Source organism: Streptomyces sp. YKOK-I1 (assembly GCF_054660435.1).
Map to the genome: position 1 here is coordinate 2,744,787 of NZ_BAAGDR010000001.1, position 25,439 is coordinate 2,770,225.

Consider the following 25,439-nt stretch of genomic DNA (forward strand, 5'->3'; position numbering starts at 1 on the left):
GCGAGGTCGTGCTTGCCGTCGCGGTCAGCCCGCGTAGGGGTCCTGCACCGTGCCCGGCCGCGCGAGGAACTCGAAGTCGCAGCCGGTGTCCGCCTGGGTGATCTGGTCGTTGTAGAGCGCGCCGTAGCCGCGCTCGTAGCGGGTGGGCGGCGGTACCCACTCGGCTCTTCTGCGCTCCAGCTCTTCGTCGTCGACGTTGAGCTGAAGGGTGCGCCCGCCCACGTCCAGGGTGATGGAATCACCGGTGCGGACCAGCGCGAGCGGCCCGCCGACGTACGACTCGGGCGCCACGTGCAGCACACAGGCGCCGTAGCTCGTACCGCTCATCCGGGCGTCGGAGATCCGGACCATGTCCCGCACGCCCTGCTTGAGCAGGTGGTCGGGGATGGGCAGCATGCCGTACTCCGGCATGCCCGGGCCGCCCTTCGGACCGGAGCCCCGCAGCACCAGCACGCTGTCGGCGGTGATGCCGAGTTCCGGGTCGTTGATGGTGCGCTGCATGGTCCGGTAGTCGTCGAAGACGACCGCGGGTCCGGTGTGCTTGAGCAGGTGCGGCTCGGCGGCGATGTGCTTGATGACCGCGCCGTCCGGGCAGAGGTTGCCGCGCAGCACGGCGACCCCGCCCTCGCTCGCGACCGGGTTGTCGCGGGGCCGGATGACGTCGTCCTGGTGGACCTGCGCGTCGGCGAGCTGCTCGCGCAGGGTGTCGTGGGAGACGGTGGGCCGGTCCAGGTGGAGCAGGTCCGGGATCCGGGAGAGGAAGCCGGGCAGGCCGCCGGCGAAGTGGAAGTCCTCCATGAGGTACGTCCGGCCGCCGGGGCGGACGTTGGCGAGGACGGGGACCGTGCGGGCGATGCGGTCGAAGTCGTCGAGGGTGAGGCGGACCCCGGCCCGGCCGGCCATGGCGATGAGGTGGATGACGGCGTTGGTGGAGCCGCCGAGGCCGAGGACGGTGGTGACGGCGTCCTCGAAGGCCTCGGCGGTGAGGATCTCGGACAGGACGCGTCCCTTGTGGACCTGTTCGACGATCGTCAGGCCCGCCTGTGCGGCCATCCGGTCGTGTCCCGAGTCCACGGCCGGGATGCTCGACGCTCCCGGCACCGTGACGCCGAGCGCCTCGGCCGCGGCGGTCAGCGTGGACGCCGTGCCCATCGTCATGCAGTGGCCCGGCGAGCGGGCGAGGCCGTTCTCCAGCTCGGCCATCTCGCAGTCGCCGATGAGGCCGGCGCGCTTGTCGTCCCAGTACTTCCACATGTCGGTGCCGGAGCCGAGGACCTCGCCCCGCCAGTGCCCCGGCAGCATCGGCCCGGCGGGCACGAACACGGTGGGCAGGTCGACGCTGGCCGCGCCCATCAGCAGCGCGGGGGTGGTCTTGTCGCAGCCGCCCATCAGGACGGCCCCGTCGACCGGGTAGGAGCGCAGCAGCTCCTCGGTCTCCATCGCGAGCAGGTTGCGGTAGAGCATCGGGGTCGGCTTCTGGAAGGTCTCGCTGAGCGTGGAGACCGGGAACTCCAGCGGGAAGCCGCCCGCCTGCCAGACGCCCCGCTTGACCGCCTGCGCGCGATCACGGAGGTGCACATGACAGGGATTGATGTCCGACCAGGTGTTGAGGATCGCGATGACCGGCTTGCCGAGGTGCTCCTCGGGGAGGTAGCCGAGCTGGCGGGTGCGGGCGCGATGGCTGAAGGAGCGCAGGCCGTCGGTGCCGTACCACTGGTGGCTCCGCAGCTCTTCGGGCCGCTTCCGGGGAAGATCGTCGAAGCGCTTCACAGGGACCACCCCGCGGCGATGGCGGCGACCTCGGCGCGCTCGCCCTCGGGCAGCCCGCGGCTCGGCGGACGGACCTCGCTCCGGCACAGCCCAAGGGAGGCAAGGGCTTCCTTGACCACCGTGACATTGTTGGCGGAGCCGTTGGCGGCCCGCAGCTCCTCGAAGCGGCGGATCTGCTCCCAGACCTTCATGGCCGCCGGATAATCCCCTGATCGAAGCGCTTCGATCATGTTCAGCGAAACGGCCGGGGCGACGTTCACCAGCCCCGAGGTGAAGCCGGTGGCGCCCGCCGAGAAGTAGGAGGGGGCGTAGGGCTCGGCGAGCCCGGCCACCCAGACGAAGCGCTCCAGGCCCGCGTCCCGGGCGAAGGCGGCGAACCGGGCCGCGTCCGGGACGGCGTACTTCACGCCGATCACATTGGGGCAGGCGTCGGCGAGTTCCGCGAGGCGGTCGCCGTGCAGCTGCGCGTTGCGGATGTACGGGACGACGCCCAGCTCGGGCACGGCCTCGGCGATGGCCCGGTGGTAGTCGACCCAGCCGCGCTGGGAGACGTACGGGTGGACGGGCTGGTGCACCATCACCATCGCGGCGCCCAGCTCGCGGGCGTGCCGGGCGGAGGCGACGGCGGTGGGGACGTCGTGGCCGACCCCCACGAGGATCGTGGAACGGTCCCCCGCCTCGTCGACCGTCAGTTCCGTGACCAGCCGCCGCTCCTCGGGCGTGAGGGCGTAGAACTCGCCGGTGTTGCCGTTCGGCGTGAGCGTGGTGATCCCGCCGTCGAGCAGCCGGCGCAGCAGGGCCCGGTGGGCGGCCCGGTCGACGGTGCCGTCCTCGGCGAACGGGGTCACCGGGATCGCCACCACGTCGGCCAGGGCCGCACGCTGGGTCTCGAACGCCACGCTGCTCATTCCTGGCCTTCCTGGTTCGCTGCCTCGGGGAACGCCCGTTCGACGAACGAGGCGATATGGGCGTGCAGGGCGCGGGCCGCGCCGTCGGCGTCGCCGCCCAGGGCGAGCCGCAGGATCTCCCGGTGCTCACCGGCCTCGCGCTCCCAGGAGGGGGAGGCGGCCCAGGCGACGGCGGAGACCAGGGCGGCCTGGTCACGGACCTCGTCGAGCATCCGGCCGAGCAACGGGTTGCCGCAGGGCAGGTAGAGGGCGCGGTGGAACTCCCGGTTGGCGAGGGAGCGTTCGGCGGTGTCGGCCGCGTCGTCGGCCCGGGCGAGCGCGTCCCGCGCGGCGTCCAGCGAGGCCCCGCGCCGGACGGCCCGCTTGAGCGCCTCGGGCTCCAGCAGCAGCCGTACGTCGTAGACCTCGCGCGCCATGTCCGCGTCCACCATGCGCACCGTGACGCCCTTGTACTGGCTCATGACGACCAGTCCGGTCCCGGCCAGGGTCTTGAGCGCCTCGCGCACCGGGGTCTTGGACACCCCGAACCGTGCGGCGAGCTCGGTCTCGACCAGGGCCTGACCCGGCGTCAGCTGCCCCGTGAGGATGCGGCGTTTGATCTCCTCCAGCACGTACTGCGTGCGGGAGGGGATCGGCGTGGGCACAGAGGTCATGCGCGCCTCTCGGATCTCGACGGCTCGGATCTCACATATCGCGTCTCATATATGACGTACGAAGTACGACGCGTTGAAGGTAGGGAGGGGCTCTGTGTTTCGTCAATGCTTCTGACAGAGGAAGTTGACGTGACCGCGACGCCTCGTCAGAACGGAACGGTCTCGCCCTCGCGCGCCGTGCGGGTGGGTCCGCCGAAGGCCGCCGCGGCCCGCGCGGTCGCCTCCTCGCGGGTGAGCGTGGGCCCGACATGGGTGACGAACAGTTCGCGCACACCCGCCTTGCGGGCCGCGTCACCGGCCTCCTCCGGAGTCAGATGCACGTGTTCGCTTTCGCCATGCCGGTCGAGGTCCGCCTCGCACAGGAACAGGTCGGCGCCGGAGGCGGTCTCGGTGAGCGCGTCACAGGGGCCGCTGTCCCCGGAGTACACGAAGACGCTCCCCTGGGACTCGGCGCGCAGGGCGTACGCCTCGGTGCCGTGCGCCACCGCGCGGGAGGTGAGGCGTACGTTCCAGTGCCGGACGGTGTGCCCGTCGTACAGGGGACGGAAGTCGAAGACCCCGCTCAGGAACCGGATGTCCGGCCGCCCGAAGAAGCCCGCCAGGCGCCGGGCGCAGTCCATGGGGGCGTACACCAGGATGGGCACCGGCGGGGTCAGGCCGCCGTAGGCGAACGCATAGGCGGCGGAGAGCAGATCGGCGCTGTGGTCGGCGTGCAGGTGGGAGATCCAGATCGCCGTGAGCCGTTCCGGATCTGTGTGCCGCTGCAACTCGGCGAAGGTTCCGGGGCCCGCGTCCACCCAGACCTCGGCGCTCCCGCCGCGGAGCAGATAGCCCGAGCACGGGCGCCCCGGACGGGGGTGCGGGGAGGCGGTACCGAGGATGGTGAGACTCAGGGGCATGGTGGGGAGCGTACGGTCCGCCCCTGCCGGGCGGGCCCCGATTGCGTAGGTCTACGGCATCCGTACAAGACCGTCTACGGACGGCCACGGCCCGCTACGGCTGTCGCGGAGGGGCCCAGTGCGGGTCGCGGCCGCTCAGCGCGACCGCCCGGTCCAGCAGCGGGGCGTCCTCCGGGACGGGCACCACGGGACCGAAGATCCCGCCGCCCCGGCTGGGATCGTCGGCCGCCGCGCACAGGAAGGCGTACGACGCCTGGAGCGCGGCCGGGTCGGGGGTGTACTCCTGGCCGGTGGCCCGGGCCAGGTCCCAGCCGTGGATCACCAGTTCGTCGGCGGCGACGGCTCCGGCGACCGCGCCGGGCAGGTCGATGCCGCCCGCGTCGTACCGGTCCAGGCGGCGGGGTCGCGCCAGGCCTCGGCGAGTTCGTCGAGGACCCGGGGCAGCTCGGAGCGCCAGCCGGGCGCGATGTCCGGGGTCGCGACGGTCGGCGGCGTGTCGGTGGTGGGCCCGAGATCCTTGCGTGCGGCGTCCCGGAACGCGGCCGAGAGGTGCGTCAGATGCCCGAGCAGATGGTGGAGCGCGTACCGCGGGCAGGGCGTGCCGTCCGTGAGCTGCTCCTCCCGGACGGCCGCCGCGAGGCGGGCCACGATCCGGGTCTGGGGTCCGAGGTCGAGGGTGCTGGTCGTCGTATCGGTCATAGGAGGTGGACCGCCGCCGCCCCGGAAACTCATCGCACCCAAGGACTCATCGCGCCGCCAGCGCCTCCCGTACGGCGGTCAGGTCGGCGTCCGACGCCAGGCCCGCGTGGTACAGCCGGATCTCGGTCGCGCCCAGCTCACGCGCGCGTGCCGTGTCCGCGGTGAGCGTGCCGGGGCTACCGCCCATGCCGGAGACGACGCCGAGGTTCGCGGCGATCACCGCGTCCGCGCGGCCCTGCTCGGCGAAGGGCGTCAGCAGGCCAGGCCCGCCGGCGCACGGCACCACGACCCCGTCCGCGACGGACAGGACGTGCCCGGGGTCGACGCCCGGGTTGGCGCCCACGTGGTGGGTCACGGGGTCGGCGTGCAGCAGCACCTGGAAGCCCTCGGGGGCGGCCGCGCGGACGGCGGCGACCGCGCTCTCCTGGAGCGTGCGGGCGGTGTCGTCGCGCCACGCGCGCGTGGCCGCCGCGGTCTCCTCCCCCAGCAGCTTCTCGACGTCCGCCCAGCCTCCCCCGGTCTCGGCTTCGCCCGACCGGGCGGTACGCCCATCGTCCGGCACCCCCCGCCACAGCGGTTCCAGCGCCCCGCGCACGGCGGCGGCGAGCGCGTCGGCGTCCAGGCCCTGTGCGCCGTAGCCGGCCCGGCAGGCGGGGCAGAAGCAGAGCGCCATCAGGTACTGGCCCGCGTCGCCGAGACCGACCCCGCCGGTCTTGTCGTGGGCGTGCAGATGCTGGAGGCCGTACCAGCCGAGGGACTCCAGTTCGGTGCCGCGCGCGCCGGGGCGTACGGCGGCCTCGGCGGCGAGGTCGACGAGGTACGCGCGCGTGGCGGGCTGGGCGATGCACGGCGCCCAGGGGTAGCGGTCGCCGTAGGCGTTGACGACGGAGGTGTCCGGACGGTCGGCGCCCAGCCGGGAGTTGTGGGCGAGCACCACCCAGCTGTGCACCTCCAGGCCGGCGTCCGCGAGGGCCTCGGCGGCCTCCCCGTAGGCGTCGCCGGGCGCCCAGTCCCCGGCCGGGTAGGGGCGCAGTTCCCGGCCCTCCCAGCGGGCGTCCGCCGGGTACAGGACGGCCGCGTGCTCCGCGGTGACGATGCGGTGGCGCGGGTGGCGGGGGGTGAGGGCGCGGGTGGAGTGGTAGGCGGCGGCCAGGGTCACCTGCTCCACACCGAGGGAGGCGATCCGGGCGGGGGCGGCGGGGTCGCCGTTGACGTCCCAGGGGTAGACGAACGTTGACGCCTTCACTTGTCCTTGTCCTCCTCCAGGAGCGCGTGGGCGCGCTCGATCAGCTGCGCGAGCTGCTTGACATGATCATCGCCCGGTTCGCGCAGCGGCGGGCGGACTTCGCCGACGTCGAGGCCGCGCAGCCGGACGCCCGCCTTGACGAGGGAGACGGCGTAGCCGCGGCCCCGCGCGCGCAGTTCGACGAACGGGCGGTAGAAGCCGTCGAGCAGGCGGTGGACGGTGGCGTCGTCGCCGGTGGTGTGCGCCCGGTGGAAGGCGAGGGCGATCTCGGGGGCGAAGCAGAACACGGCGGAGGAGTAGAGGGTGACGCCGAGGGCGCGGTAGGCGAGCTGGGTCTGCTCGGCGGTCGGCAGGCCGTTGAAGTAGAGGAAGTCGCCGGGGCCCCCGGTGCGGACGGCGCTGATGATCCGCTGCAGGAGGTCGAGGTCGCCGAGGCCGTCCTTGAGGCCGACGATCCCCTCGGTGCGGGCGAGTTCGACGACCGTCCCAGGGGTGAAGACGGCGTTGTCGCGCTGGTAGACGATGACGGGGAGCGCGGTGGCCGCCGCGACCTCCCGGTAGTGCCGCAGCAGGCCCTCCTGGGGGGCGAGGACCAGATAGGGCGGCAGGGCGAGCAGCCCGTCGGCGCCGGCCTCCTCGGCGAGCCGCGCGTACCGCACGGCGAGCGCGGTCCCGTACCCGGCGCCCGCGACGACCGGGACCCGTCCGCCGGTCTCCTCGACAGCCGCCCGGACACAGACCTCGAACTCCTCCGGGGTGAGCGCGTGGAACTCCCCCGTGCCGCAGCAGGCGAAGACGGCGGCGGCTCCGTCCTCCACGCCCCGGCGGACATGCGCGCGGTAGACGTCGGGGTCGACGGCGCCGTCCGGGCCGTAGGCGGTGACGGGGAAGAACAGCGGTCCGCTGGGGATACCGAGTCGAGTGGCCAGGTCGGCGGGCGTCACGGGCTCTCCCTGGAGTCAGTACCGAGATGTGCGTGCATGCTTCTGATCGGAGTTTATATTTATGAACACATCTTGTGCCACCCTTGACCGGGCAAGCCAGTGATCCTTAACTTGTCCATGAATGTGAATACCGTGCACGCAGGAAGCCCGTGACCCAAGGAGACCGAGGATGCCCGCTCCCCGCACCGTCCTGCTCACCGGGGCCGCCGGCGGCCTCGGCACCCTGATGCGGGACCTGCTCCCCGCCCACGGCTACACGCTGCGTCTGCTGGACCTGCGCCCGATCGACGGCGAACCGGACGCGATCGTCGCCGACCTCGCCGACCGGGAGGCCCTGCGGGCGGCCGTCCGGGGCGTCGACGCGATCATCCACCTCGCGGGCATCTCCCTGGAAGCCCCCTTCGAGAAGATCCTGAAGGCCAACATCGAGGGCACGTACAACCTGTACGAGGCCGCCCGCGAGGAGGGCGTCGGCCGGATCGTCTTCGCCTCCTCCAACCACGCGGTCGGCTTCACCCCGCGCCCCCGGGGCGAGGACCCCCTGATCCCGGTCGGCACCCCGCACCGCCCGGACACCTTCTACGGCCTGTCCAAGTCCTTCGGCGAGGACCTCGCCCAGCTCTACTGGGACAAGCACGGCCTGGAGACGGTGTCGGTGCGCATCGGCTCCTGCTTCGGCGAGCCCACCAGCGTGCGCATGCTGTCGGTCTGGATGAGCCCGGCCGACGGCGCCCGCCTCTTCCACGCGGCCCTGACCGCGGAGAACGTCGGCCACACGATCGTCTACGGCTCCTCCGCCAACACCCGCCTGTGGTGGGACCTCGGCTCCGCGCGGGCGCTCGGCTACGAGCCGCAGGACGACTCCGAGCCGTACGCCGAGAAGCTGATCGCCGAACAGGGCGAACTGGACCCGGAGAACGTCGCGCACGCCCATCTGGGCGGCCACTTCGTGAGCGACCCGCCGATCTGGCCGTACTGACGGACCTCACCACGAGCCCACGGCGACGCGGGGAACGGTAAGGGAACGGTAAAGCGGCTTCGTTCGTTCTACCCGGCATGACAGCTATGACCCCTGGCTCGAACATCCCTCTCCCCGCCTCCCGGGTGGCGGTGGACGTCGCCGCCCCGGTGCGGCTCGACGTGTCGGGCCTGCTGCTCACCGGCGACGGCAAGGTGCGCTCCGACGACGACTTCATCTTCTACAACCAGCCCTCCGGCCCCGGCGTGACGTACCGCTCCGGCGGCGGTACGGCACCGGACGCGATCACCGTCGACACGGCCGCCGTCCCGCCGGGCATCGAGAAGATCGTCGTCACGGCGAGCCCGGACGCCGCGGGTCAGACCTTCCAGGGCATCGAACCGACGGCCACCATCCGCAACGCGGACGACAACAGCGTCCTCGCCACCTTCACCCCGCCGCAGCTCGGCACCGAGACGGCGCTGGTGGTCGTGGAGATCTATCTGCGCAACGGCGCCTGGAAGGCCCGGGCGGTGGGGCAGGGGTACGCCAACGGGCTGGCGGGCATCGCCACCGACTTCGGCGTGACGGTGGAGGAGCCGGCGGCGCCGGCCGCCGCGGCGCCTGTCGCTCCGGCCCCGGTGGCCCCGGCCCCGGTGACCCCGGCCGCCCCGCCCATGCCGCAGACCCCGCCGCCGGCGACCGCCCCGCCCGCGCCCGGCGCCGGGAAGATCAATCTGGACAAGGGCCGGGTCAGCCTCCAGAAGAACCAGACCGTGTCCCTGGTCAAGGGCGGCCGGCCGCTGCTCTCGCAGATCAAGATGGGGCTCGGCTGGGAGCCCGCCTTCCGGGGCGCCGACATCGACCTCGACGCTTCCGTGATCGCGTTCGGCCCCCAGCGCAACCACATCGACAGCTGCTACTTCGGCAAGCTGTCCATCGTGAACGGCGCGATCAAGCACTCCGGCGACAACCTCACCGGTGAGGGCGGGGGCGACGACGAGGTGATCGCCGTGGACCTCGGCCGGCTCCCGCAGGAGGTCACCGGTCTGGTCTTCACCGTCAACTCGTTCTCCGGCCAGAAGTTCACCGAGGTCGCCAAGGCCTACTGCCGGCTCCTCGACGCCGTCACCGGCGAGGAACTCGTCCGCTTCGACCTCACCAACGCCGAGCCCCAGACCGGTGTGATGATGGCCAAGCTGATCCGCCAGTTCTCCGGCGAGTGGGACATGACGGCGATGGGCGACTTCGTCAAGGCGAGGACCGTGCGCAACATGGTCAAGTCGGCGGCACAGGCGCTGTAGCGCGTCGTACTCCGGGTGCAGGCGCGCGCGGGGGCTGGTCGCGCAGTTCCCCGCGCCCCTGGAGGGCTACGCCGCCAACCCCTCCACCAGCAGGCCCACATACCGGCGGATCACCGTCCGCTCCCCCTTCGCCAGCTCCGAGGCCGTGGCCACGCCGTGGGCCAGCCGCAGGACGTCGATCGGTTCGAGGTCGCCCCGTAGCACCCCGGCCTCCTGCGCCGCCGACACCAACCGGGTCGCCGCGCCCTTCATGCTCGTCCCGCAGGCCGTCACCGCGGCCACGCTCCCGTCCGTGACGGCGGATCCCAGCAGCGCCTTCATGCCGCGCACCTCGAGCGTCCCCACGCACAGCTCGTTGAGCCACTCGACCAGAGCCTCTCCCGGCGGCAGCGTCTCCCCCAGCTCGTCGGCCCGCGCCGCGAGCGCCTCGATCCGGTCGACGTACGCCGCCTCCAACAGCGCCTGACGCGTGGGGAAGTGCCGGTACAGCGTGCCGGATCCGACCCCGGCCCGCTTGGCGATGTCGTCCAGGGACGCCCCCTCCCCATGCTCGGCGAAGGCCTCGGCCGCCGCCTTCAGCAACCGCTCGTAGTTGCGGCGAGCGTCCGCGCGCATGGGTCTGACCTGCGTCATCCAGTTACTCCTTGCGAACCGGGGGCTCTCTCCGTATTTTATCGAGCACTAAACGGAGAGAGTCCCCGCTTACTGCGCTTGTCTCTGCGGGCTGTGTCGTGCTGCCCGCATGCTCCATCACTTCCCGCGGGGACACCAGACAGGGAGCGAGCACCTCATGTCCACCACCGGCGCACCCCCGCACCCGGCAGCCGAGTCCGCGACCCGTCTGCGGGCGGTCCTCCTCGTCGTCGTGACGGCGTATCTGATGGTCGGCGTCGACTCCACCGTCGTGAACGTCGCCCTCCCCGACATCCAGCACGACCTGGGCTTCACCCCCACGGGACTGTCCTGGGTGCTCAACGCCTACACCCTCGCCTTCGGCGGCTTACTGCTGCTCGGCGGCCGTACCGGCGACCTCCTGGGCCGCCGCCGCACCCTCACCGTCGGCGTCCTGCTGTTCGCCGGCTCCTCCCTGCTGGGCGGACTCGCCACGGGCGACGGCGGACTGCTCGCCGCCCGCGCGCTCCAGGGCGCCGGCGCCGCCCTCACCGCGCCCAGCACCCTCGCCCTGATCGCCACTCACTTCCCCGAGGGCCCCCGCCGCCACCACGCCCTCGGCGTCTACTCCTCCACAGCCGGCCTCGGCGCCTCCGTCGGACTGGTCCTCGGCGGCATGCTCACCGCATGGGCGTCCTGGCGCTGGGCCCTGCTGATCAACGTCCCCATCGGCCTCGCGGTCGCCCTCGCCCTGCCCCGCGTGGTAACCGAGACCCCACGCCACGCGGGTCGCTTCGACGCGGCGGGCGCCCTGACCGGCACCGCCGGGACGACCTCCCTGGTGTACGCGTTCATCCGGGTGTCGGAGACGGGCTGGAGCGACGGCCGGGCGTCGGCCGGCTTCGGCCTCGCGGCCGCGCTGCTGACCGGCTTCGCCCTGGTCGAGGCCCGCGCACAGCAGCCGATCATGCCGCTCGGGCTCTTCGCCGACCGCGACCGCGCGGGCGCCTACGCCGGGGTTCTGCTCCTGCCGGCCGGTATGTTCGGCGCCTTCTACTTCCTCACGCTGATCTGCCAGCAGGTCCTGCGCTACAGCCCGTTGCGCGCCGGGTTCGCCTTCCTGCCGATGACCGCGGTGATGTTCACGACCGTGCGGTTCGTCCCCCGGCTGCTGGCCCGGTACGGTGCCAGGCCCCTCGTCCTGACCGGCATGACGCTGCTCGCCGGGGCGGGCGCCTGGCTCTGGCGACTGCGGCCCGGCGACGGGTACGCGACGGCCCTGCTGGGACCGCTCGTCCTGCTCGGCCTGGGCATCGGCCTGGCCCTGATGCCGCTGAACGCCACGATCCTCGCCAAGGTCCGCCCGCAGGAGGCCGGCGCCGCCTCCGGTCTGCTCCAGACCCTCCAGTGGATCGGCGGCACGGTCGGACTGTCCGCGCTGGTCACGGTGTACGGCACCGCCACCCGGGAGGCCACCGGCACCCCGGCGGAGATCCTCACCCACGGCGCCTCCCGTGCCTTCGGCGCGGCCGCCCTGATCGCCCTGGCCGCACTTCTCATCGCGGCCTTCGCGATCAGGGCCCGCCGGGGCACCCCGACCGCCGGTCAGAACAGCGCGCTGTAGGCGTTCAGCGCCGGCTGGCCGCCCAGGTGCGCGTACAGCACGGTGGAGTCGGCGCCGATCTCGCCGCGGGCGACCAGGTCGATCAGGCCGGCCATCGACTTGCCCTCGTAGACGGGGTCGGTGACCATGCCCTCGGTGCGGGCGGCGAGGCGCATCGCCTCCAGGGTGGTGTCGTCGGGGACACCGTAGACGCCCGCGTGGTACCGCTCGTCGAGTTCGATGTCGTCGACCGTCAACTCGCTGCGGACACCGATGAGCTGTCCGGTGCGGTGGGCGATGCGGGCGATCTGCTCGCGGGTCTCGGCGGGCTTGGCCGAGGCGTCGATCCCGATCACCCGGCGGGGGCGGCCGCCGGCCTCCTCCAGCGCGGCGAACCCGGCGACCATGCCGGCCTGGGTGGAGCCGGTCACCGAGCACACGATCACGGTGTCGAAGAAGACGCCCGACTCCCGCTCCTGCTCGGCCACTTCATAGGCCCAGCCAGCGAAGCCCAGCCCGCCGAGCGGATGGTCGGAGGCGCCGGCCGGGATGGCGTACGGCTTGCCGCCCGACTCCTCGACCTCGCGCAGCGCCAGTTCCCAGCTCTCCTTGAAACCGATTCCGAACCCGGCCCGCACCAGCCGTACGTCGGCCCCGGCCAGCCGGCTGATCAGGATGTTGCCGACCTTGTCGTACACGGCGTCGGGCCACTCCACCCAGCTCTCCTGCACCAGCACGCACTTCAGCCCGGCGCGGGCGGCGACGGCGGCGACCTGGCGGGTGTGGTTGGACTGCACCCCGCCGATCGAGACGAGGGTGTCGCAGCCCTGCGCGAGGGCGTCGGCGACCAGGTACTCCAGCTTGCGGGTCTTGTTGCCGCCGTACGCGATGCCGGAGTTGCAGTCCTCGCGCTTGGCCCACAGGGCGGCGCCGCCGAGGTGGGCGGTGAGCCGCTCCAGCGGGTGGACGGGCGAGGGGCCGAAGAGGAGGGGGTAACGCTCGTACGAGGAGAGGGACTTCGCGGACATGGAGCCTCCTTGGCTCATTCGGTGTCGGCCGGATCGGCCGGATCGGCCAGGTCGGCCAGGGTGCGCCAGATCTCCGCCGTGATCCGGACCGCCTCGTCCACGTCACCGTCGGCGCAGGCCCCGATCAGCCGTCCGTGCAGCCCGGCCGAGCGGCAGGTGCCGCCCTCGCCGAAGCGCCGTCGCTCCAGCCGCCGGATCAGGGGGGTGTAGCGGGCGACGGTCGCGGCGGCCGCGCGGTTTCCGGCGGCCCTGACCAGGACGTCGTGCAGTTCGTCGTCGGCGCGCAGGGCCGCGTCCACGTCCCCGTCCCGTACGGCGGCCGCGAACCGCTCGTTGGCCGCGCGCATCGCCTCGACGTCCGCGGCGAACAGACGCGGCACCGCGATCCTCGTCACCAGCTCGTGCATGGCGCCGACCACCGCCGCCGCGTCCCGTACGTCGGCCGCGACCACCGGTGTCACCCGGGTGTAGCTCTGCGGCTTGCTCTCCAGCAGCCCCTCGTCCACCAGCCGGGCGAACGCCTCCCGCACGGGCCCCCGGGACAGCCCGAGCCGCTCCGCGAGATCGCCGTCCCGCACCACCGCCCCGGGCTCGATGGCCCCGGTCACGATGGCGTCCCGGATCGCGGCGTAGGCGCGGTCCCTGAGCAGGGTGCGGGGTACGGCCTCCATGAACTGAAATGTTAGATGTCAGTCCGGGACCCGGGCAAGGGGTGGACACGGACGCAGACATGAGAGACGGCCCGCACCCCGGGTGAGGGTGCGGGCCGCAGGGAAGGTGCCCGAGATCAGGAGCCGGCGACGGACTGGCCGGATGCTCTACGAGGGTGGTCGCGAGCGAATTACCCGGCGTTACCCGGCGTCGCCCGGCCGGGTCGCTCAGCCGCGCTTCTGGCGCTTCCACGGGCCGGTGATCGCCAGCATGATGCCCGGGTCCTGGATGTTGGCGAAGAGGGTCTTGCCGTCCGGGGAGAAGGTGACGCCGGTGAACTCGCTGTACTCCGGCTCCTCCGCGGTGCCGATGTTGAGTTCGTTGCGGGCGATCGGGTAGGTGCGGCCGCTGTCGGTGGCGCCGAAGAGGTGCTGGACGCCCTCGCCGTCCTCGGCGATGACCAGTCCGCCGTACGGGGAGACCGTGATGTTGTCCGGGCCGTCGAAGGCGCCGTCCGCGTCCGGGTCCGGGTTGACGCCGAGCAGGACCTTCAGGGTGAGGGTGCGGCGCTTGGGGTCGTAGAACCAGACGGCGCCGTCGTGCTGGACGGGGCTCTCGCTGCGGGCGTACGAGGACACGATGTACGTGCCGCCGTCGCCCCACCACATGCCCTCCAGCTTGCGGGCGCGGGTGACCTGGCCGTCGGTGAACTGCTTGCGGACGGCCGTGGTCTTCGCGTCGCGGTCGGGGACCGCGACCCAGTCGACGCCGTACACCGTGCCGATCTTCGTGGCGCGGGACAGGTCGTCGACGAACTGGCCTCCGGAGTCGAAGCACTTGAAGGCCTCGAGGACGCCGGCGTCGTCGGCGAGGGTGCGGAGCTTGCCGCGGCCGTGGCAGAAGTGCTCCGGCGGGGTCCAGCGGTACAGGAGGCCGTTGGGGCCGGCCGCGTCCTCGGTGAGGTACAGGTGGCCGCGCTTGGGGTCGACGACGACGGCCTCGTGGGCGTAGCGGCCCAGCGCCTTGATCGGCTTGGGGCTCAGGTTGGCGCGGCGGTCCTCGGGGTCCACCTCGAAGACATAGCCGTGGTCCTTGGTCATGCCGTTCTGGCCGGCCTTGTCCTCGGTCTCCTCGCAGGTCAGCCAGGTGCCCCAGGGGGTGTTACCGCCCGCGCAGTTGGTGGAGGTGCCGGCGATGCCGACCCACTCGGCGACCCTGCCGCCGGGGCGGACCTCGACGACGGTGCAGCCACCGGAGGCGGCGGGGTCGTAGACCAGGCCCTCGGTGAGCGGGACGGGGTACTTCCAGTTGGCTCGCGGGCCCTTGAGCTCGTGGTTGTTGACCAGCAGGGTCGCACCGCGCGGGCCGTCGAAGGTGGAGGTGCCGTCGTGGTTGGAGGGGGTGAACTCGCCGGACTCCAGCTTGGTCCTGCCGCTGTACGTGATGATCCGGTACTTGAACCCGGCGGGCAGCGCGAGGATGCCGTCGGGGTCGGGGACGAGCTCCCCGTAGCCGACGCCGCCGTGTGCGGCCGCGGACTCCTCCGTCGCGCTCTCGGTCTCGGTGGAGGCGAGGGCGTTCGGCGCGGTGGCGAGGGCGCCGACGGTGCCCGCCAGTGCCACCCCGGCACCGGTGAGCGCGGAGTTTCTGGCGAAGTCCCTGCGGGTGAGCGACATGAAGTCTCCTGTGACGGTGGACGTGCCGTGGAGGGTGGCGGACCTCGTTCGGGCGACACCGTCCCGCCCATGCGTGAACGGGAGTTGAACGGCGCGCGGCGGACGGGGACCCGGTTCCATGAATCCGTACGGATCCAGCCATGCAAGCCAAAAGAGAACCCCTACGGGGGCGGCGATCGGCCGGAGCGGGAGGGAGCGGAGGGGGGCTGGGGGTGGGGGGAAAGGCTGGGGGCGAGGCCGAGGAGGAAGGGCCACGGGACGAAGAGGCGGGCAAGGCGAGGGAGGTGAAGAGCCAAGGGCCGGGAGGCCGATGCCGGGGCGGGGGGCAAGGAGTCTGGGGCGAGGTGGGGGCGAAGGTACGCAGGTCGGGCGAGGCCGGGGCGGGCTGCCGCCCGAAGGTTGCCCAAGCGGGTCCGGGCCACTCCCTGTCGGCCGCTGAAAAGCTCTGGACCATTCTCACCCGCAACCGGCCCCCGACCGCCGAAAGACACGAGGGCCGGCCACTCCCCCCACCGACCACGCAACAGCACGAAAGCTGACCACTCCCCCACCGACCACGCAAGAGCACGAAAGCCGCCCGCTCCCCCACGCAACAGCACGAGGGCAAGCCACTCCCCCACCGACCACGTAACGGCCCGAGAGCCGACCACTCCCCCACCAACCACGCAACGGCCCGAGAGCCGACCACTCCCCCGACCGCGAAGCGGCGGGGCTGGCCCCTCCGCCCACCGACCACGGCCTCCACCCACCGGCCACTCGCCACCCGCCACCCGCGACGGCTCACCGACCACCCGCCACCACCCACGGCCCACGGCCCACCGCCCACCCACCACCACCCACCGCCGAGCACGCGGGACACGTTCTCTCCCCCGGCGACCAGGCAATCCCGCTCCCACCACGGAAAACCGCGTTGCCTCTTCCCGCCGGGCGCAGGCCCCCAGCCGCCATTCCCCAGTCGCCGACCCCTGATCGCCAGCCCTCTCGCCGGTCCCCAGTCCCCGATCGCCCCCAACTCTCCGGTCCCCAGTCCCCGATCTCCAGCCCCCCTCGCCGATCTCCAGCCCCCGACCGCCCCGGTGCACTCCGTTCGGAGGCGTGTTCGCCTGACGCTGCATCCGCGCCGTGGAAAGCCGCGCACTCGCCCGCGCACGGCTCGTCGTCGTAGTGCCGCGCACCCCACGCGTCGGTCCTGCCCGAAGGCCCGTAGTCCTGGCCCCTGGCTCAGCCGTTCTGTTGGGATCTCGCCTTGAAAGCCGCCTTGCGGGCCTCCTTCGCGATGCGCTTGTCGGGGTGGAGGCGGCCCATCGCCTCCAGGACGTCGGGGGTCGCCGGGTGGTCGACGCGCCAGGCCGCCGCGAAGAAGCCGCTGTGCTGGGCGGCGAGGCCCTCGACGAGGGCCTGGAGTTCCTCGGAGTTGCCCTCGGCGGTGAGCTGCGCGGCGACGGTGTCGATGGTGAGCCAGAAGACGAGGTCCTCGGAGGGCGCGGGAACGTCGGTCGCGCCCAGCTCGCTCAGCCACACCCGGGCGAGTCCGCCCAGCTCGGAATCGTCGAGGACCTCCCGCACGGCCGGTTCGGCCAGGGCGCCGACGAGGGAGAGCGCCTCCTGGCAGCGCAGCCGGCGCAGCGGTGCGCCGGGGTCGGCACCCCGGGCGGCGGCGAGCAGCTCCCGTGCGGCCTCGAGGGGCTCGCGCCGCTCCAGCCACTGTTCCGTCTCGGCGCGGGCGGCCCGCGGACCGTACCCGGCGCTGCCGTCGAGGAGGACGTCGGCGCCCTTGTCGGAGAGGTCCCCGACGGACGGCGCCTCGAAGCCGGACTCCAGCAGCCGCGCGCGCAGCCCGTACAGACCGAGCGGGGTGAGGCGGACCATGCCGTAGCGGGAGACGTCCGTCTCGTCGACGGGTGTCCCGGCGCCCTCCTCGTCCGTCTCGTTCATGAGCGCCTCGTCCACCGGCCGGTAGGTGACCAGACCGATCGGCTCCAGGAGCCGGAACTGGTCGTCGAGGCGCATCATCGCGTCGGAGACCTGCTCCAGGACGTCGTTGGTGGGCTCGCCCATGTCACCGGGGACGATCATGGAGGCGGCGAGCGCGGGCAGCGGGACGGGGCCGTCGCCGGGGCCGTCCTCGCTGGCGGTGAGCAGATAGAGGTTGCCGAGCACGCCGTCGAGGAAGGCGGCCTCGCCCTCGGGGTCCCAGTCCAGCTTGGAGAAATCGACGGCGCCGCCCTCGTCCATGGCGTCGATCAGTCCGTCGAGGTCGGGCACCGCCGCGTCGGCGATCACCGACTCCAGCGCGCCGAGCCAGACGCCGAGCACGTCGTGCGGGGAGCCGCCGGTCAGCAGGGCGAGGTCCTCGCCGGGCGTGACGGTGTCGGCCTGCTCGTCGACGACCTCCAGCAGGCCGATGTCCAGGGCGACCCGCCAGGCTTCCGCCACGCCGGCGGCCGCGTGTTCGCCGGTCAGTGCGAGCTCCTCGGCGGCGGCCGGCAGCAGGTCCTCGGTCAGCCGGCCCCCGGCGTCGACGCGGGTGTCGGGGCCGGCCCAGCGGGCGAGCCGGGCGGCCCGGGAGAGCAACGGCGTGGACAGCGCGTCGCGCGCCAGCTCCGCTTCGGGGTGCAGCCGTACGGGCGGCAGGGGGGAGCTGTCTGACATCGGCTGGGTCTCCTAGGGCGTCGTACCACTCGGGCGTTCAGCCTAGAGGGATTTCCACCCATCCCGTCCGGTTCATCTCCCCGCCGGGAGTCATACATGGCTCAATCCTTGACAACTGGCCTGATCAAGCAGGAGATTGACGCGCGTAGAAGTTCGGGGGAACGACTGTTCACTCATTCTCCGCGCATTTCTACGCGCCTTTCTACGCGCGTCATACGCGCCCCCGCTCCACCCTCGTCCCGGCACCCACGCATGTCCCCGGAGGGATCCCGTTGCCGAGCAAGAAGTCCGCGCGCGTCGCCGCGCTCACCGTCGCCGCCGTCTGTTCCGCGGCCTCCACCGTCGCCCTCACCTCCCCCGCGCACGCGGACACGGTGGCGATCCATGACATCCAGGGCACGACCCGGATCTCGCCGTACGCCGGCCAGGCCGTCACGGGCGTGACCGGGATCGTGACCGGCGTACGCACCTACGGCTCCTCCAGAGGCTTCTGGATACAGGATCCGAACCCGGACGCCGATCCGGCCACCAGTGAGGGCATCCTCGTCTTCACCGGCTCCACCCCGAAGGTCGCGGTCGGCGACGCGGTCACCGTGAACGGCACGGTCTCCGAGTACGTCCCCGGCGGCACGTCGTCCGGGAACCAGTCCGTCACCGAGATCACCAAGCCGACGGTGACCGTGGTCTCCAGCGGCAACGCCGTCCCGGCCGCCACGGTGATCGACGCGCGGTCGGTGCCGGCCGCCTACACCCCGGCCGGCGACAGCGCCGCGAACAACTCGATCAACGCGCTCCCTCTGGAGCCGAAGAAGTACGCCCTGGACCACTACGAGTCCCTGGAGGGCATGAACGTCCAGGTCGCCGACGCCCGCGTGGTCACCGCCACCGACCCGTACAGCGAGCTGTGGGTCACGGTGAAGCCGCACGAGAACGCCAGCCGGCGCGGTGGCACGGTGTACGGCTCGTACACCGCGCAGAACACCGGCCGGCTCCAGATCCAGTCGCTGGGCGCGACGGCCGACTTCCCGGCCGCGAACGTCGGCGACACCCTGGCCGGCACCACCGCGGGCCCGCTGGACTACAACCAGTTCGGCGGCTACACGCTGGTCGCGAACGCGCTCGGCACGCTGAAGAGCGGCGGCCTGGAGCGGGAGACGACCCAGAAGCAGAAGAAGGGCGAGCTCGCGGTCGCGACGTACAACGTCGAGAACCTCGACCCGTCCGACACCACGTTCGCGGCGCATGCCTCCGCGATCGTGAACAACCTGCGCTCGCCCGACATCGTGTCCCTGGAGGAGATCCAGGACAACACCGGCGCGAAGGACGACGGGACGACCGCCGCGGACGTCACCGTGACCAAGCTGATCGACGCGATCGTCGCGGCGGGCGGTCCGGCGTACGACTGGCGTTCGATCGACCCGGCGAACGACAGCGACGGCGGCGAGCCGGGCGGCAACATCCGCCAGGTGTTCCTGTTCAACCCGCAGCGGGTGTCGTTCACCGACCGCGCGGGCGGCGACGCGACCACGGCCGTCGGGGTGGCGAAGGTGCGCGGCAAGGCGCAGCTGACCGTGTCCCCGGGCCGGATCGACCCGGCGAACACGGCCTGGAACTCCAGCCGCAAGCCGCTGGTGGGCGAGTTCGTCTTCCGCGGACAGACGGTCTTCGTGATCGCCAACCACCTCAACTCCAAGGGCGGCGACCAGGCGCTGCACGCGCAGTACCAGCCGGTGGTGCGCAGCTCGGAGGTCCAGCGCCACCAGCAGGCGACGCTGGTCAACGGGTTCGTCAACGACCTGCTGAAGGCGCAGCGCACCGCGGACGTCATCGCGCTCGGCGACATGAACGACTTCGAGTTCTCCGACACCGCGAAGATCCTCGAGGGTGACGGCGAGCTGTGGTCGGCGATCAAGTCGCTGCCCAGGAACGAGCGGTACAGCTACGACTACCAGGGCAACCAGCAGGTGCTGGACCAGATCCTGGTCAGCCCGTCGGTGCGGCGGTCCTGCGACTTCGCGTACGACAGCGTGCACATCAACGCGGAGTTCCACGACCAGATCAGCGACCACGACCCGCAGGTGCTGCGCTTCGAGCCGTGACCCGTCAGCGGGCCTGGCCGAACACCTCGTCCAGCCAGGTCCGCCAGGCGGTCTCGTTGGCCTCGGCATCGGCGTCCGCCGCGAAGTCGTGGACGCTGATGCCGACCGGGGCGCCCCAGTGGTTGCGCCCGAAGACACGGATCAGGGCGTCGTCGGTGCGCAGTCCGACGAAGTAGGGGTTGCGGTAGTCGAGCACGGCGTCGAACTCCCGCGGACCGCGCACGGTCACCCGGGTGCCCTCCACGGCGTCCTCGGCCAGGCCCAGCGCCCGCTCGACCTCGGTGAGCGCCCCGGGGGTGATGGACGCCTCCGGCCCGTTGAGCTGGGCGAACGTGACGGGGCGGGGCGCGAAGTGGGTGAGGTACTCGCGCAGGGTGTGCAGATAGAAGTCGGTGTGCCGGCTCGCCCCGTCGTACTGGTTGTCCCAGTCGTCGGTGAAGATCCCGCTGTGCACGTACCGCACCCAGGCGCGCCGGCCGCCGTCGCGCGCCTCGATGACGTGCTCGAGCTGGTTCAGGCTCTGGATCGGGATACCGACGTCCTCGCTGCGGATGGTGAGGTGGTGCGGGGCGTCGTACGCGGTGACGGTGGACCCGAAGGCCGCCGTGCCGCCGACCTTGGGCTCCGGGGCCTCCATCGGCCACAGGTACGCCCCGGTGCCGTGGGTGATCGCCTCCCACACCTCCTCAGGAGTGGCGTCGACCTCAAACTCACGGACGATCTCGAATTCCTTGGACATCTTCTGCTCCTGAACCGGTCTCACGGGTGGGGAAGTTCGGGGTCCTGCGGTTTCGGCGTGGGATGGACGGCGACGACGATCCGGTGGTCACGGCCGCCCTCCGCGTCCGGGGAGTCGTACTTGCGGACGAGGGCGCTGACCCCCGCCGTGAGTTCCTCGATGAACGCGGCGCGGTCGGCGGCGGAGGCGAAGCGGACCTCGCCGTCCAGCGCGTAGGTCGCCAGCCGCTTGCGGGCCTTCGCGGCTCCGGTGATCAGCGCGCCGACGTCCCGCACCAGGCGCGCGCCGAGCGCGAGCAGCCAGCGCGCGGAGAGCTGGTCGCGGAAGCGGTCGGGGTCAGGCTGCACCTCGGCGAGGGCGAGCGGCGAGATGACGTACGAGGCGGCGGTGGCCCGCATCAGCCGCTCGGTGACATTGCCCTTGCGGCGCTCGCCGGCCAGTTCGACCAGGCCGTGCCGCTCCAGGGCCTTCAGGTGGTAGTTCACCTTCTGCCGCGGCAGGCCGACCTTCCCGGCCAGCATCGCCGCCGACGCGGGCCCCGCGGCCAGCTCGGCCAGCAGCCTGGCCCGTATGGGGTCCAGGGAGACGGCGGCGGCCTCGGGGTCCTCGATCACGGTCACATCCAGCATGCGTACACCGTCTCACCGAAAACTTTTTTTGTCCAGGAAGGATGAGTTTTCGGTGAGGCGGTGGCCGGGCCGGGGTTCAGCGCTCGGGCCGGCGCCGCGCGAGGACCGCCGCCGCGAGGAGCGCCGCGCCCGCCGCGCCCGCGATCGCGACCGGCTTGGCGTGCCGCATCGCGCACCGCATCGGCGCGGGGGCTGGAGCGGACGCGGATGCCCGGCGCTCCAGGGCGGGGCCTGCTCGGGCCACCTCGCCCCGGGCGGCGCGGGCCGCATGCTCCCGGAGGGCATGACCCGCACGGAAGGCGGCGCCGCGCAGTTGCCACGCCCTCGCGCCCGCCCGGTCCCGGAGATCCGCCGTACGGACCCACACCCGCCCGCCCACGTCCGCACGGCCGGCCAACTCCCCCATCGCGCCGCCCAGTCGGCCCCCGGTCCGGGCCATCCCCCGCCACAGCCGCGCCACCGTCCCCCCGACCGGTCCGCTGTCCGCCATCGGTGCGCCCTCTCCCTCGCTCATCCGCTCACGGGACTCCGGGTACCCGGTCCGACCGGACCCTCACCTCTCAGCATCACTTATCGATATCTCGTAGCAGATTTAAGTGGAGCTTCACGGTGATGATGCCGAGACTGCTGTCATGACATACGCGGCTTCCCTGACCCCTCCCTTCGGCCGGGCCCTCTGTGCGATGGTCACGCCCTTCACCGCGTCGGGTGCGCTCGACCTCGACGGGGCCCAGCGGCTCGCCGAGTGGCTGGTGGCGCACGGCTGCGACGGGCTGGTGCTGTCCGGCACGACCGGCGAGTCGCCGACCACCTCGGACGCCGAGAAGGCGGAGCTCGTGACGGCCGTACGGGAGGCGGTCGGCGACGGGGTCCCCCTCGTCGCGGGCGTCGGCACCTTCGACACCCGGCACACGGTCGGACTCGCCCGGTCCGCCGAGAAGGCCGGCGCCGACGGGGTGCTCGTGGTCAGCCCCTACTACAGCCGGCCCCCGCAGGACGCCCTGGAGGCGCACTTCCGGGAGGTCGCCGACGCGTCCGGGCTGCCCGTGATGCTGTACGACATCCCCGGCCGCACCGGCACCCGGATCGAGCCGGAGACCCTGCTGCGGCTCGCCGGGCATCCGCGGATCGTCGCCGTCAAGGACTGCTCCTACGACTTCCTCGGCGCCCAGAAGGTCATCGGGCAGACCGGGCTGGCGTACTACGCGGGATGCGACGAGCACAATCTCGCGCTCTACGCGGTGGGCGGGGCGGGGTACGTCAGCACCGTCGCGAACGTGGTGCCGGCCCAACTCCGTGCCGTCCTGGACGCGTTCGAGGCGGGCGACACCCCCGTGTCCGCCCGCCTCCAGCAACGCGCCACCCCTCTCATCGCCTCGATGATGGCGGCGGGTCTGCCCGGCGCCGTCACCGCCAAGGCGCTCCTCGGAGCGCTCGGTCTGCCCGCGGGTCCGGTCCGCGCCCCGCTGCGCCCGGCGGACCGCGCGGCGGTCGACGGGCTGCGGGACGTCTACGAGCGCTGCGTCGCCTGATGCCGAGGACCGTCATCGGTCCGCGAACACCGGTTCCCAGCGGCCCAGGGTGTCGTCCTTCGTCGAGCGGAAGCCGCTGAGCGGGACCACCTTGTCGCTGTGGAGCGTGACCAGGACGAGCCGCTGGTGGTACTCGTTGCCGTCCTTGCCGATGTCCCAGGCGACGAGCGAGTCGTCGCTCGCCCAGGCGAGCAGCTGCTGGCCGTGCGTCTCGGTGATCTGCTTGCCGCTCCTGGGGTCGAGGATCCAGGAGGACGTCTTGTACTTCTTGCCCGCGAAGTCCCCGGCGAGCAGGCTGCCGTCGGGCGAGAGACCCGCGTCGACGTACCAGCGCTGGTACTTCGCGTCGGCGGGCGGACCCACCTCGGTGCCGTCCCGGTCGTAGTACTGGTAGCCCGGGTCCATGGGCCTGCCGGACCAGATGAGGCTGCCGTCGCGGCTGAACGCGAAGTCCTGGCGGGTGTTGATCATGTCGTCGGAACCGGGGCCGCCGCCCGCGCCGACCTGGCTCCAGGGCCCCGCCTTCCCGGACGCCACGTCGATGACGTAGAAGCCGGTGCGGTGCGACTGTGTCTCCACGGTCATCTCGCCGCCCCCCTTCAGCTTCTTGGGGATGGGCCTGAGGTCGGGGTTCTCGCTGTACGTCGTCGCGACGAGCTCCCGTCCGTCGCGGGAGAACGCGAGCCCGCCGACGGTCCGGTCGACCTTGATCCACCGCTTGACCTCGCCACTGGCCAGGTCGAGCAGGCCGATCCGGCTGACGGGCAGGTTCTGCTCCAGGACGGCCGCGGTCCTCAGCCCCGGGGCGACGGCGACCCATGACCACTTGGTGGTCTTCACGTACTTCTTCGTCACCGGGTTCAGCAGCCAGTACGTGCGGGTGGCCACCGCCATCTCCTTGGACTGCGCGACCGGGACCGTCCCGTAGTACGCGGCCAGCGCCGTCCGCCCTGCGGCGATCAGATCGCTCGGCGGGGACTGGTCGGGGTGCGCGACGGTCCGGTCCGGCACCGTGACGTCCGCGGGGCGTACGTCCCTCGTCCCGCCCGAGTCCAGCATCGGCACCGCCACGGAGACCGCCACCACGGCGGCGACCGCGGCCGCCGTCGACACCAGCCTGCGGGTACGGCGGCGCCGGCGCAGCCCCAGCACACGGTCGGCGAGGCCCGGTGCGGCCGGCGTCTGCGCCTCGGCCTGGTCGCGCAGGGAGTCGCGCACGAGTTCGTCGACGTTCACGGACGCACCTCCACGGGCGAGAAGTCACGGGACGGCGGCTGTTCGACGTCCGCGGGACCGAGGGCGGCGAGTTCCGGCGCGAGGGAGCGCAGCCGGGCCAGGGAGCGGTGGGTGGTGGACCGTACGGTGCCCACCGAACAGCCCAGGATCCGGGCCACGTCGGCCTCCGGGAGATCCTCGAAGTAGCGCAGCACGAGGACGGTGCGCTGACGGGCGGTGAGCCGGGACAGGGCCGCGCGCATCACGAGGCGCAGGTCGGCGGCGGACGAGCCGTCCGGGTCGGCGCCGCGTTCCGGCGGCTCGGCGACGCTGACCTCGCGCCGGCGCCACTTCAGGCGCCAGCGGCTGATCTGCTGGCGGTACAGCACCTGCCGTACGTACGCCTCGGGTTCGTCGATGCGGTGCCAGCGGCCCGCGGCCTTGGCCAGGGCGTTCTGGAGCAGGTCCTCACCGGCGTGCCGGTCGCCGCCGCTGAGCAGGACGGCGGTCCTCAGCAGCGCGGACGACCTGCTGTCCACGAAGTCGCGGAAACTCTCCAGTCCCTCGGCATCCATCGTCACCTTCTCTTCCCCCGGAGCGGACCCTCTGCCCGATCCCTGTGCCCTCTGTGACGCCTCCAGGCGCACGCCGCTATGCCTGCCGGCACGGAAATAATTCCGCCGACTCGGGGAGGGGGCTGCCCTACGGTGGCCGTATGAGCCGTCCGCTGCTGTTCCTCGACGTCGACGGGCCGTTGAACCCGTACGCCGCCAAGCCCGAGCGGCGTCCCGGCGGCTATACGACGATCAGGGCGGCCGTGCGACCGGGGCGGCCGTTGCGGGTCTGGCTGAACCCGGGGCACGGGGCGGCGCTGCTGCGGCTTCCCTACGAGCTGGTCTGGGCCACGACCTGGATGGCCCTCGCCAATCGCTGGATCGCACCGGTGGTGGGGCTGCCCGACCTCCCCCACGTCGACTTCGGCCCGGCCCTCCTCGCCGAGCGGACCGACGGCGTCCACTGGAAGACGGAGACCCTCCTCGCCCATGCCGGGGGCCGCCCCTTCGCCTGGGTCGACGACGAACTCACCCGCGCCGACACCGACTTCGTCACCGCCCGCCACCCCGCCCCGGCTCTGCTGCGTCACGTCAGCCCGCGCTCGGGCCTGGGGGACGGGGACTTCGAGGCGTTGCGGGACTTCGCGCGGGGGCTGGGTGCGCAGGGGTTTCCGGGGTCACCGGTGGGTCAGCAACCACAGGACACGGCGTAGGCGAGGAAGAGCGCGGCCACGGTGAAGGTGGTCGCCGCGACGCCGGCCAGCCGTGTGCGGCGTCCGGCTCCGGGGGGACGGCTCACCTCCCAGGCGCCGTAGCAGAGGAAGGCCAGCAGGGCCCCGCCGACGCCCTGGGCCGCGAGCGGGCTGCGCTGCCATCCCCAGAAGAACGCCAGCCCCAGACCGGCCAGGGTGAGGCAGACGAGCAGCGTCAGCGCCGCCTCGCCCACGATCTCCCCCACGAGCTCCTTCACGAACGAACAGATACCGCGGATCACACGCCCTCCTCCGCCCTGACCGACGCCCCGCAGAACGTGTCGGTCCCCAGTGGTGGAACACGCGCATGGCGTAC

Annotated in this window: 24 protein-coding genes and 1 pseudogene; 6 read left to right on the forward strand and 19 right to left on the reverse strand. The window is 72.4% G+C overall.

Translation table 11 applies throughout. From position 1 onward, the window contains the following. Positions 1 to 24 precede the first annotated feature (24 nt). From araD to ACYQ8Q_RS11810, 8 genes and pseudogenes are all read right to left on the reverse strand, one after another. A complete protein-coding gene (gene araD / locus ACYQ8Q_RS11775) occupies positions 25 to 1,770 on the reverse strand; it encodes an L-arabinonate dehydratase (RefSeq protein ID WP_460064282.1) in 1,746 nt (581 codons plus the stop codon). Next, entirely contained in the window at positions 1,767 to 2,678 is a 912-nt protein-coding gene (locus ACYQ8Q_RS11780; RefSeq protein WP_460064284.1) for a dihydrodipicolinate synthase family protein, read from the reverse strand. Before ACYQ8Q_RS11780 ends, araD begins: the two co-directional genes overlap by 4 nt. Beyond that, positions 2,675 to 3,331: a GntR family transcriptional regulator gene (locus tag ACYQ8Q_RS11785; RefSeq protein WP_460064285.1), complete on the reverse strand. Its 657-nt coding sequence runs from the start codon at positions 3,329 to 3,331 to the stop codon at positions 2,675 to 2,677. The genes ACYQ8Q_RS11780 and ACYQ8Q_RS11785 overlap by 4 nt, the downstream gene beginning before the upstream one ends. 146 nt (positions 3,332 to 3,477) lie before the next feature. Continuing rightward, on the reverse strand, positions 3,478 to 4,230 hold the full coding sequence (locus ACYQ8Q_RS11790; protein ID WP_460064286.1) for an MBL fold metallo-hydrolase: 753 nt from the start codon (positions 4,228 to 4,230) through the stop codon (positions 3,478 to 3,480). A 94-nt stretch (positions 4,231 to 4,324) separates the two neighbouring features. Then, positions 4,325 to 4,687 carry a TIGR03086 family metal-binding protein gene (locus ACYQ8Q_RS11795; RefSeq protein WP_460073271.1) on the reverse strand — a complete coding sequence of 121 codons (363 nt, stop codon included), beginning with the start codon at positions 4,685 to 4,687 and terminating at the stop codon, positions 4,325 to 4,327. Continuing rightward, a pseudogene (locus tag ACYQ8Q_RS11800) lies at positions 4,666 to 4,962 on the reverse strand (maleylpyruvate isomerase N-terminal domain-containing protein); the annotation flags it as partial. The gene ACYQ8Q_RS11795 and the pseudogene ACYQ8Q_RS11800, both read right to left, overlap by 22 nt. Before the next feature lie 13 nt (positions 4,963 to 4,975). After that, entirely contained in the window at positions 4,976 to 6,175 is a 1,200-nt protein-coding gene (locus tag ACYQ8Q_RS11805; protein ID WP_460064288.1) for a hypothetical protein, read from the reverse strand. Continuing rightward, entirely contained in the window at positions 6,172 to 7,119 is a 948-nt protein-coding gene (locus ACYQ8Q_RS11810; RefSeq protein ID WP_460064289.1) for a 5-dehydro-4-deoxyglucarate dehydratase, read from the reverse strand. The genes ACYQ8Q_RS11805 and ACYQ8Q_RS11810 overlap by 4 nt, the downstream gene beginning before the upstream one ends. A gap of 169 nt (positions 7,120 to 7,288) precedes the next feature. Here ACYQ8Q_RS11810 and ACYQ8Q_RS11815 point away from each other — a divergent pair, with 169 nt between their 5' ends. Both ACYQ8Q_RS11815 and ACYQ8Q_RS11820 read left to right on the forward strand, forming a co-directional pair. Further along, positions 7,289 to 8,098 (forward strand): NAD-dependent epimerase/dehydratase family protein, encoded by an 810-nt coding sequence (locus tag ACYQ8Q_RS11815; protein WP_460064291.1) that lies wholly within the window; start codon positions 7,289 to 7,291, stop codon positions 8,096 to 8,098. Positions 8,099 to 8,184: 86 nt separating this feature from the next. After that, complete coding sequence (locus ACYQ8Q_RS11820) at positions 8,185 to 9,381, forward strand: TerD family protein (protein WP_460064293.1); 1,197 nt, start codon at positions 8,185 to 8,187, stop codon at positions 9,379 to 9,381. 66 nt (positions 9,382 to 9,447) lie between these two features. On the opposite strand, the gene ACYQ8Q_RS11825 is transcribed toward ACYQ8Q_RS11820, so the two are convergent. Then, positions 9,448 to 10,014: a TetR/AcrR family transcriptional regulator gene (locus ACYQ8Q_RS11825; protein WP_460064294.1), complete on the reverse strand. Its 567-nt coding sequence runs from the start codon at positions 10,012 to 10,014 to the stop codon at positions 9,448 to 9,450. A 157-nt stretch (positions 10,015 to 10,171) separates the two neighbouring features. On the opposite strand from ACYQ8Q_RS11825, the gene ACYQ8Q_RS11830 reads away from it, so the two are divergent. Continuing rightward, positions 10,172 to 11,617 carry an MFS transporter gene (locus ACYQ8Q_RS11830; RefSeq protein WP_460064296.1) on the forward strand — a complete coding sequence of 482 codons (1,446 nt, stop codon included), beginning with the start codon at positions 10,172 to 10,174 and terminating at the stop codon, positions 11,615 to 11,617. Here ACYQ8Q_RS11830 and ACYQ8Q_RS11835 read toward each other — a convergent pair. The 4 genes from ACYQ8Q_RS11835 to ACYQ8Q_RS11850 all read right to left on the reverse strand — a co-directional run bounded on the left by ACYQ8Q_RS11835 (position 11,599) and on the right by ACYQ8Q_RS11850 (position 17,603). Continuing rightward, the gene (locus ACYQ8Q_RS11835; RefSeq protein WP_460064298.1) at positions 11,599 to 12,624 is read right to left on the reverse strand and encodes a 1-aminocyclopropane-1-carboxylate deaminase; all 1,026 of its coding nucleotides are present in this window, start codon (positions 12,622 to 12,624) and stop codon (positions 11,599 to 11,601) included. The two genes, ACYQ8Q_RS11830 and ACYQ8Q_RS11835, sit on opposite strands and share 19 nt — an antisense overlap. Before the next feature lie 14 nt (positions 12,625 to 12,638). Next, positions 12,639 to 13,295: a GntR family transcriptional regulator gene (locus ACYQ8Q_RS11840; RefSeq protein ID WP_460064299.1), complete on the reverse strand. Its 657-nt coding sequence runs from the start codon at positions 13,293 to 13,295 to the stop codon at positions 12,639 to 12,641. Between the two features lie 207 nt (positions 13,296 to 13,502). Continuing rightward, on the reverse strand, positions 13,503 to 14,951 hold the full coding sequence (locus ACYQ8Q_RS11845; RefSeq protein WP_460064301.1) for an alkaline phosphatase PhoX: 1,449 nt from the start codon (positions 14,949 to 14,951) through the stop codon (positions 13,503 to 13,505). Between the two features lie 1,221 nt (positions 14,952 to 16,172). Next, entirely contained in the window at positions 16,173 to 17,603 is a 1,431-nt protein-coding gene (locus ACYQ8Q_RS11850) for a hypothetical protein (protein WP_460064303.1), read from the reverse strand. A gap of 272 nt (positions 17,604 to 17,875) precedes the next feature. Between ACYQ8Q_RS11850 and ACYQ8Q_RS11855 the strand changes: the two genes are divergently transcribed. Continuing rightward, positions 17,876 to 19,702 (forward strand): endonuclease/exonuclease/phosphatase family protein, encoded by a 1,827-nt coding sequence (locus tag ACYQ8Q_RS11855; RefSeq protein ID WP_460064305.1) that lies wholly within the window; start codon positions 17,876 to 17,878, stop codon positions 19,700 to 19,702. Positions 19,703 to 19,706: 4 nt separating this feature from the next. On the opposite strand, the gene ACYQ8Q_RS11860 is transcribed toward ACYQ8Q_RS11855, so the two are convergent. The 3 genes from ACYQ8Q_RS11860 to ACYQ8Q_RS11870 all read right to left on the reverse strand — a co-directional run bounded on the left by ACYQ8Q_RS11860 (position 19,707) and on the right by ACYQ8Q_RS11870 (position 21,584). Continuing rightward, positions 19,707 to 20,441 carry an SRPBCC family protein gene (locus tag ACYQ8Q_RS11860; RefSeq protein ID WP_460064306.1) on the reverse strand — a complete coding sequence of 245 codons (735 nt, stop codon included), beginning with the start codon at positions 20,439 to 20,441 and terminating at the stop codon, positions 19,707 to 19,709. 20 nt (positions 20,442 to 20,461) lie between these two features. After that, a complete protein-coding gene (locus tag ACYQ8Q_RS11865) occupies positions 20,462 to 21,070 on the reverse strand; it encodes an ArsR/SmtB family transcription factor (protein WP_460064308.1) in 609 nt (202 codons plus the stop codon). A 76-nt stretch (positions 21,071 to 21,146) separates the two neighbouring features. Further along, a complete protein-coding gene (locus tag ACYQ8Q_RS11870) occupies positions 21,147 to 21,584 on the reverse strand; it encodes a DUF3618 domain-containing protein (RefSeq protein ID WP_460064309.1) in 438 nt (145 codons plus the stop codon). A gap of 118 nt (positions 21,585 to 21,702) precedes the next feature. Between ACYQ8Q_RS11870 and dapA the strand changes: the two genes are divergently transcribed. Continuing rightward, on the forward strand, positions 21,703 to 22,602 hold the full coding sequence (gene dapA / locus ACYQ8Q_RS11875) for a 4-hydroxy-tetrahydrodipicolinate synthase (RefSeq protein WP_460064311.1): 900 nt from the start codon (positions 21,703 to 21,705) through the stop codon (positions 22,600 to 22,602). Between the two features lie 12 nt (positions 22,603 to 22,614). Here dapA and ACYQ8Q_RS11880 read toward each other — a convergent pair whose 3' ends face one another. Both ACYQ8Q_RS11880 and ACYQ8Q_RS11885 read right to left on the reverse strand, forming a co-directional pair. Next, the gene (locus tag ACYQ8Q_RS11880) at positions 22,615 to 23,838 is read right to left on the reverse strand and encodes a WD40 repeat domain-containing protein (protein ID WP_460064313.1); all 1,224 of its coding nucleotides are present in this window, start codon (positions 23,836 to 23,838) and stop codon (positions 22,615 to 22,617) included. Next, a complete protein-coding gene (locus ACYQ8Q_RS11885; protein WP_460064315.1) occupies positions 23,835 to 24,392 on the reverse strand; it encodes a SigE family RNA polymerase sigma factor in 558 nt (185 codons plus the stop codon). Before ACYQ8Q_RS11885 ends, ACYQ8Q_RS11880 begins: the two co-directional genes overlap by 4 nt. Before the next feature lie 140 nt (positions 24,393 to 24,532). Between ACYQ8Q_RS11885 and ACYQ8Q_RS11890 the strand changes: the two genes are divergently transcribed. Next, complete coding sequence (locus tag ACYQ8Q_RS11890) at positions 24,533 to 25,084, forward strand: HAD domain-containing protein (protein WP_460064317.1); 552 nt, start codon at positions 24,533 to 24,535, stop codon at positions 25,082 to 25,084. Here the strand turns inward: ACYQ8Q_RS11890 and ACYQ8Q_RS11895 are convergent. Next, positions 25,060 to 25,365 (reverse strand): hypothetical protein, encoded by a 306-nt coding sequence (locus tag ACYQ8Q_RS11895; RefSeq protein ID WP_460064318.1) that lies wholly within the window; start codon positions 25,363 to 25,365, stop codon positions 25,060 to 25,062. The two genes, ACYQ8Q_RS11890 and ACYQ8Q_RS11895, sit on opposite strands and share 25 nt — an antisense overlap. Positions 25,366 to 25,439 lie beyond the last annotated feature (74 nt).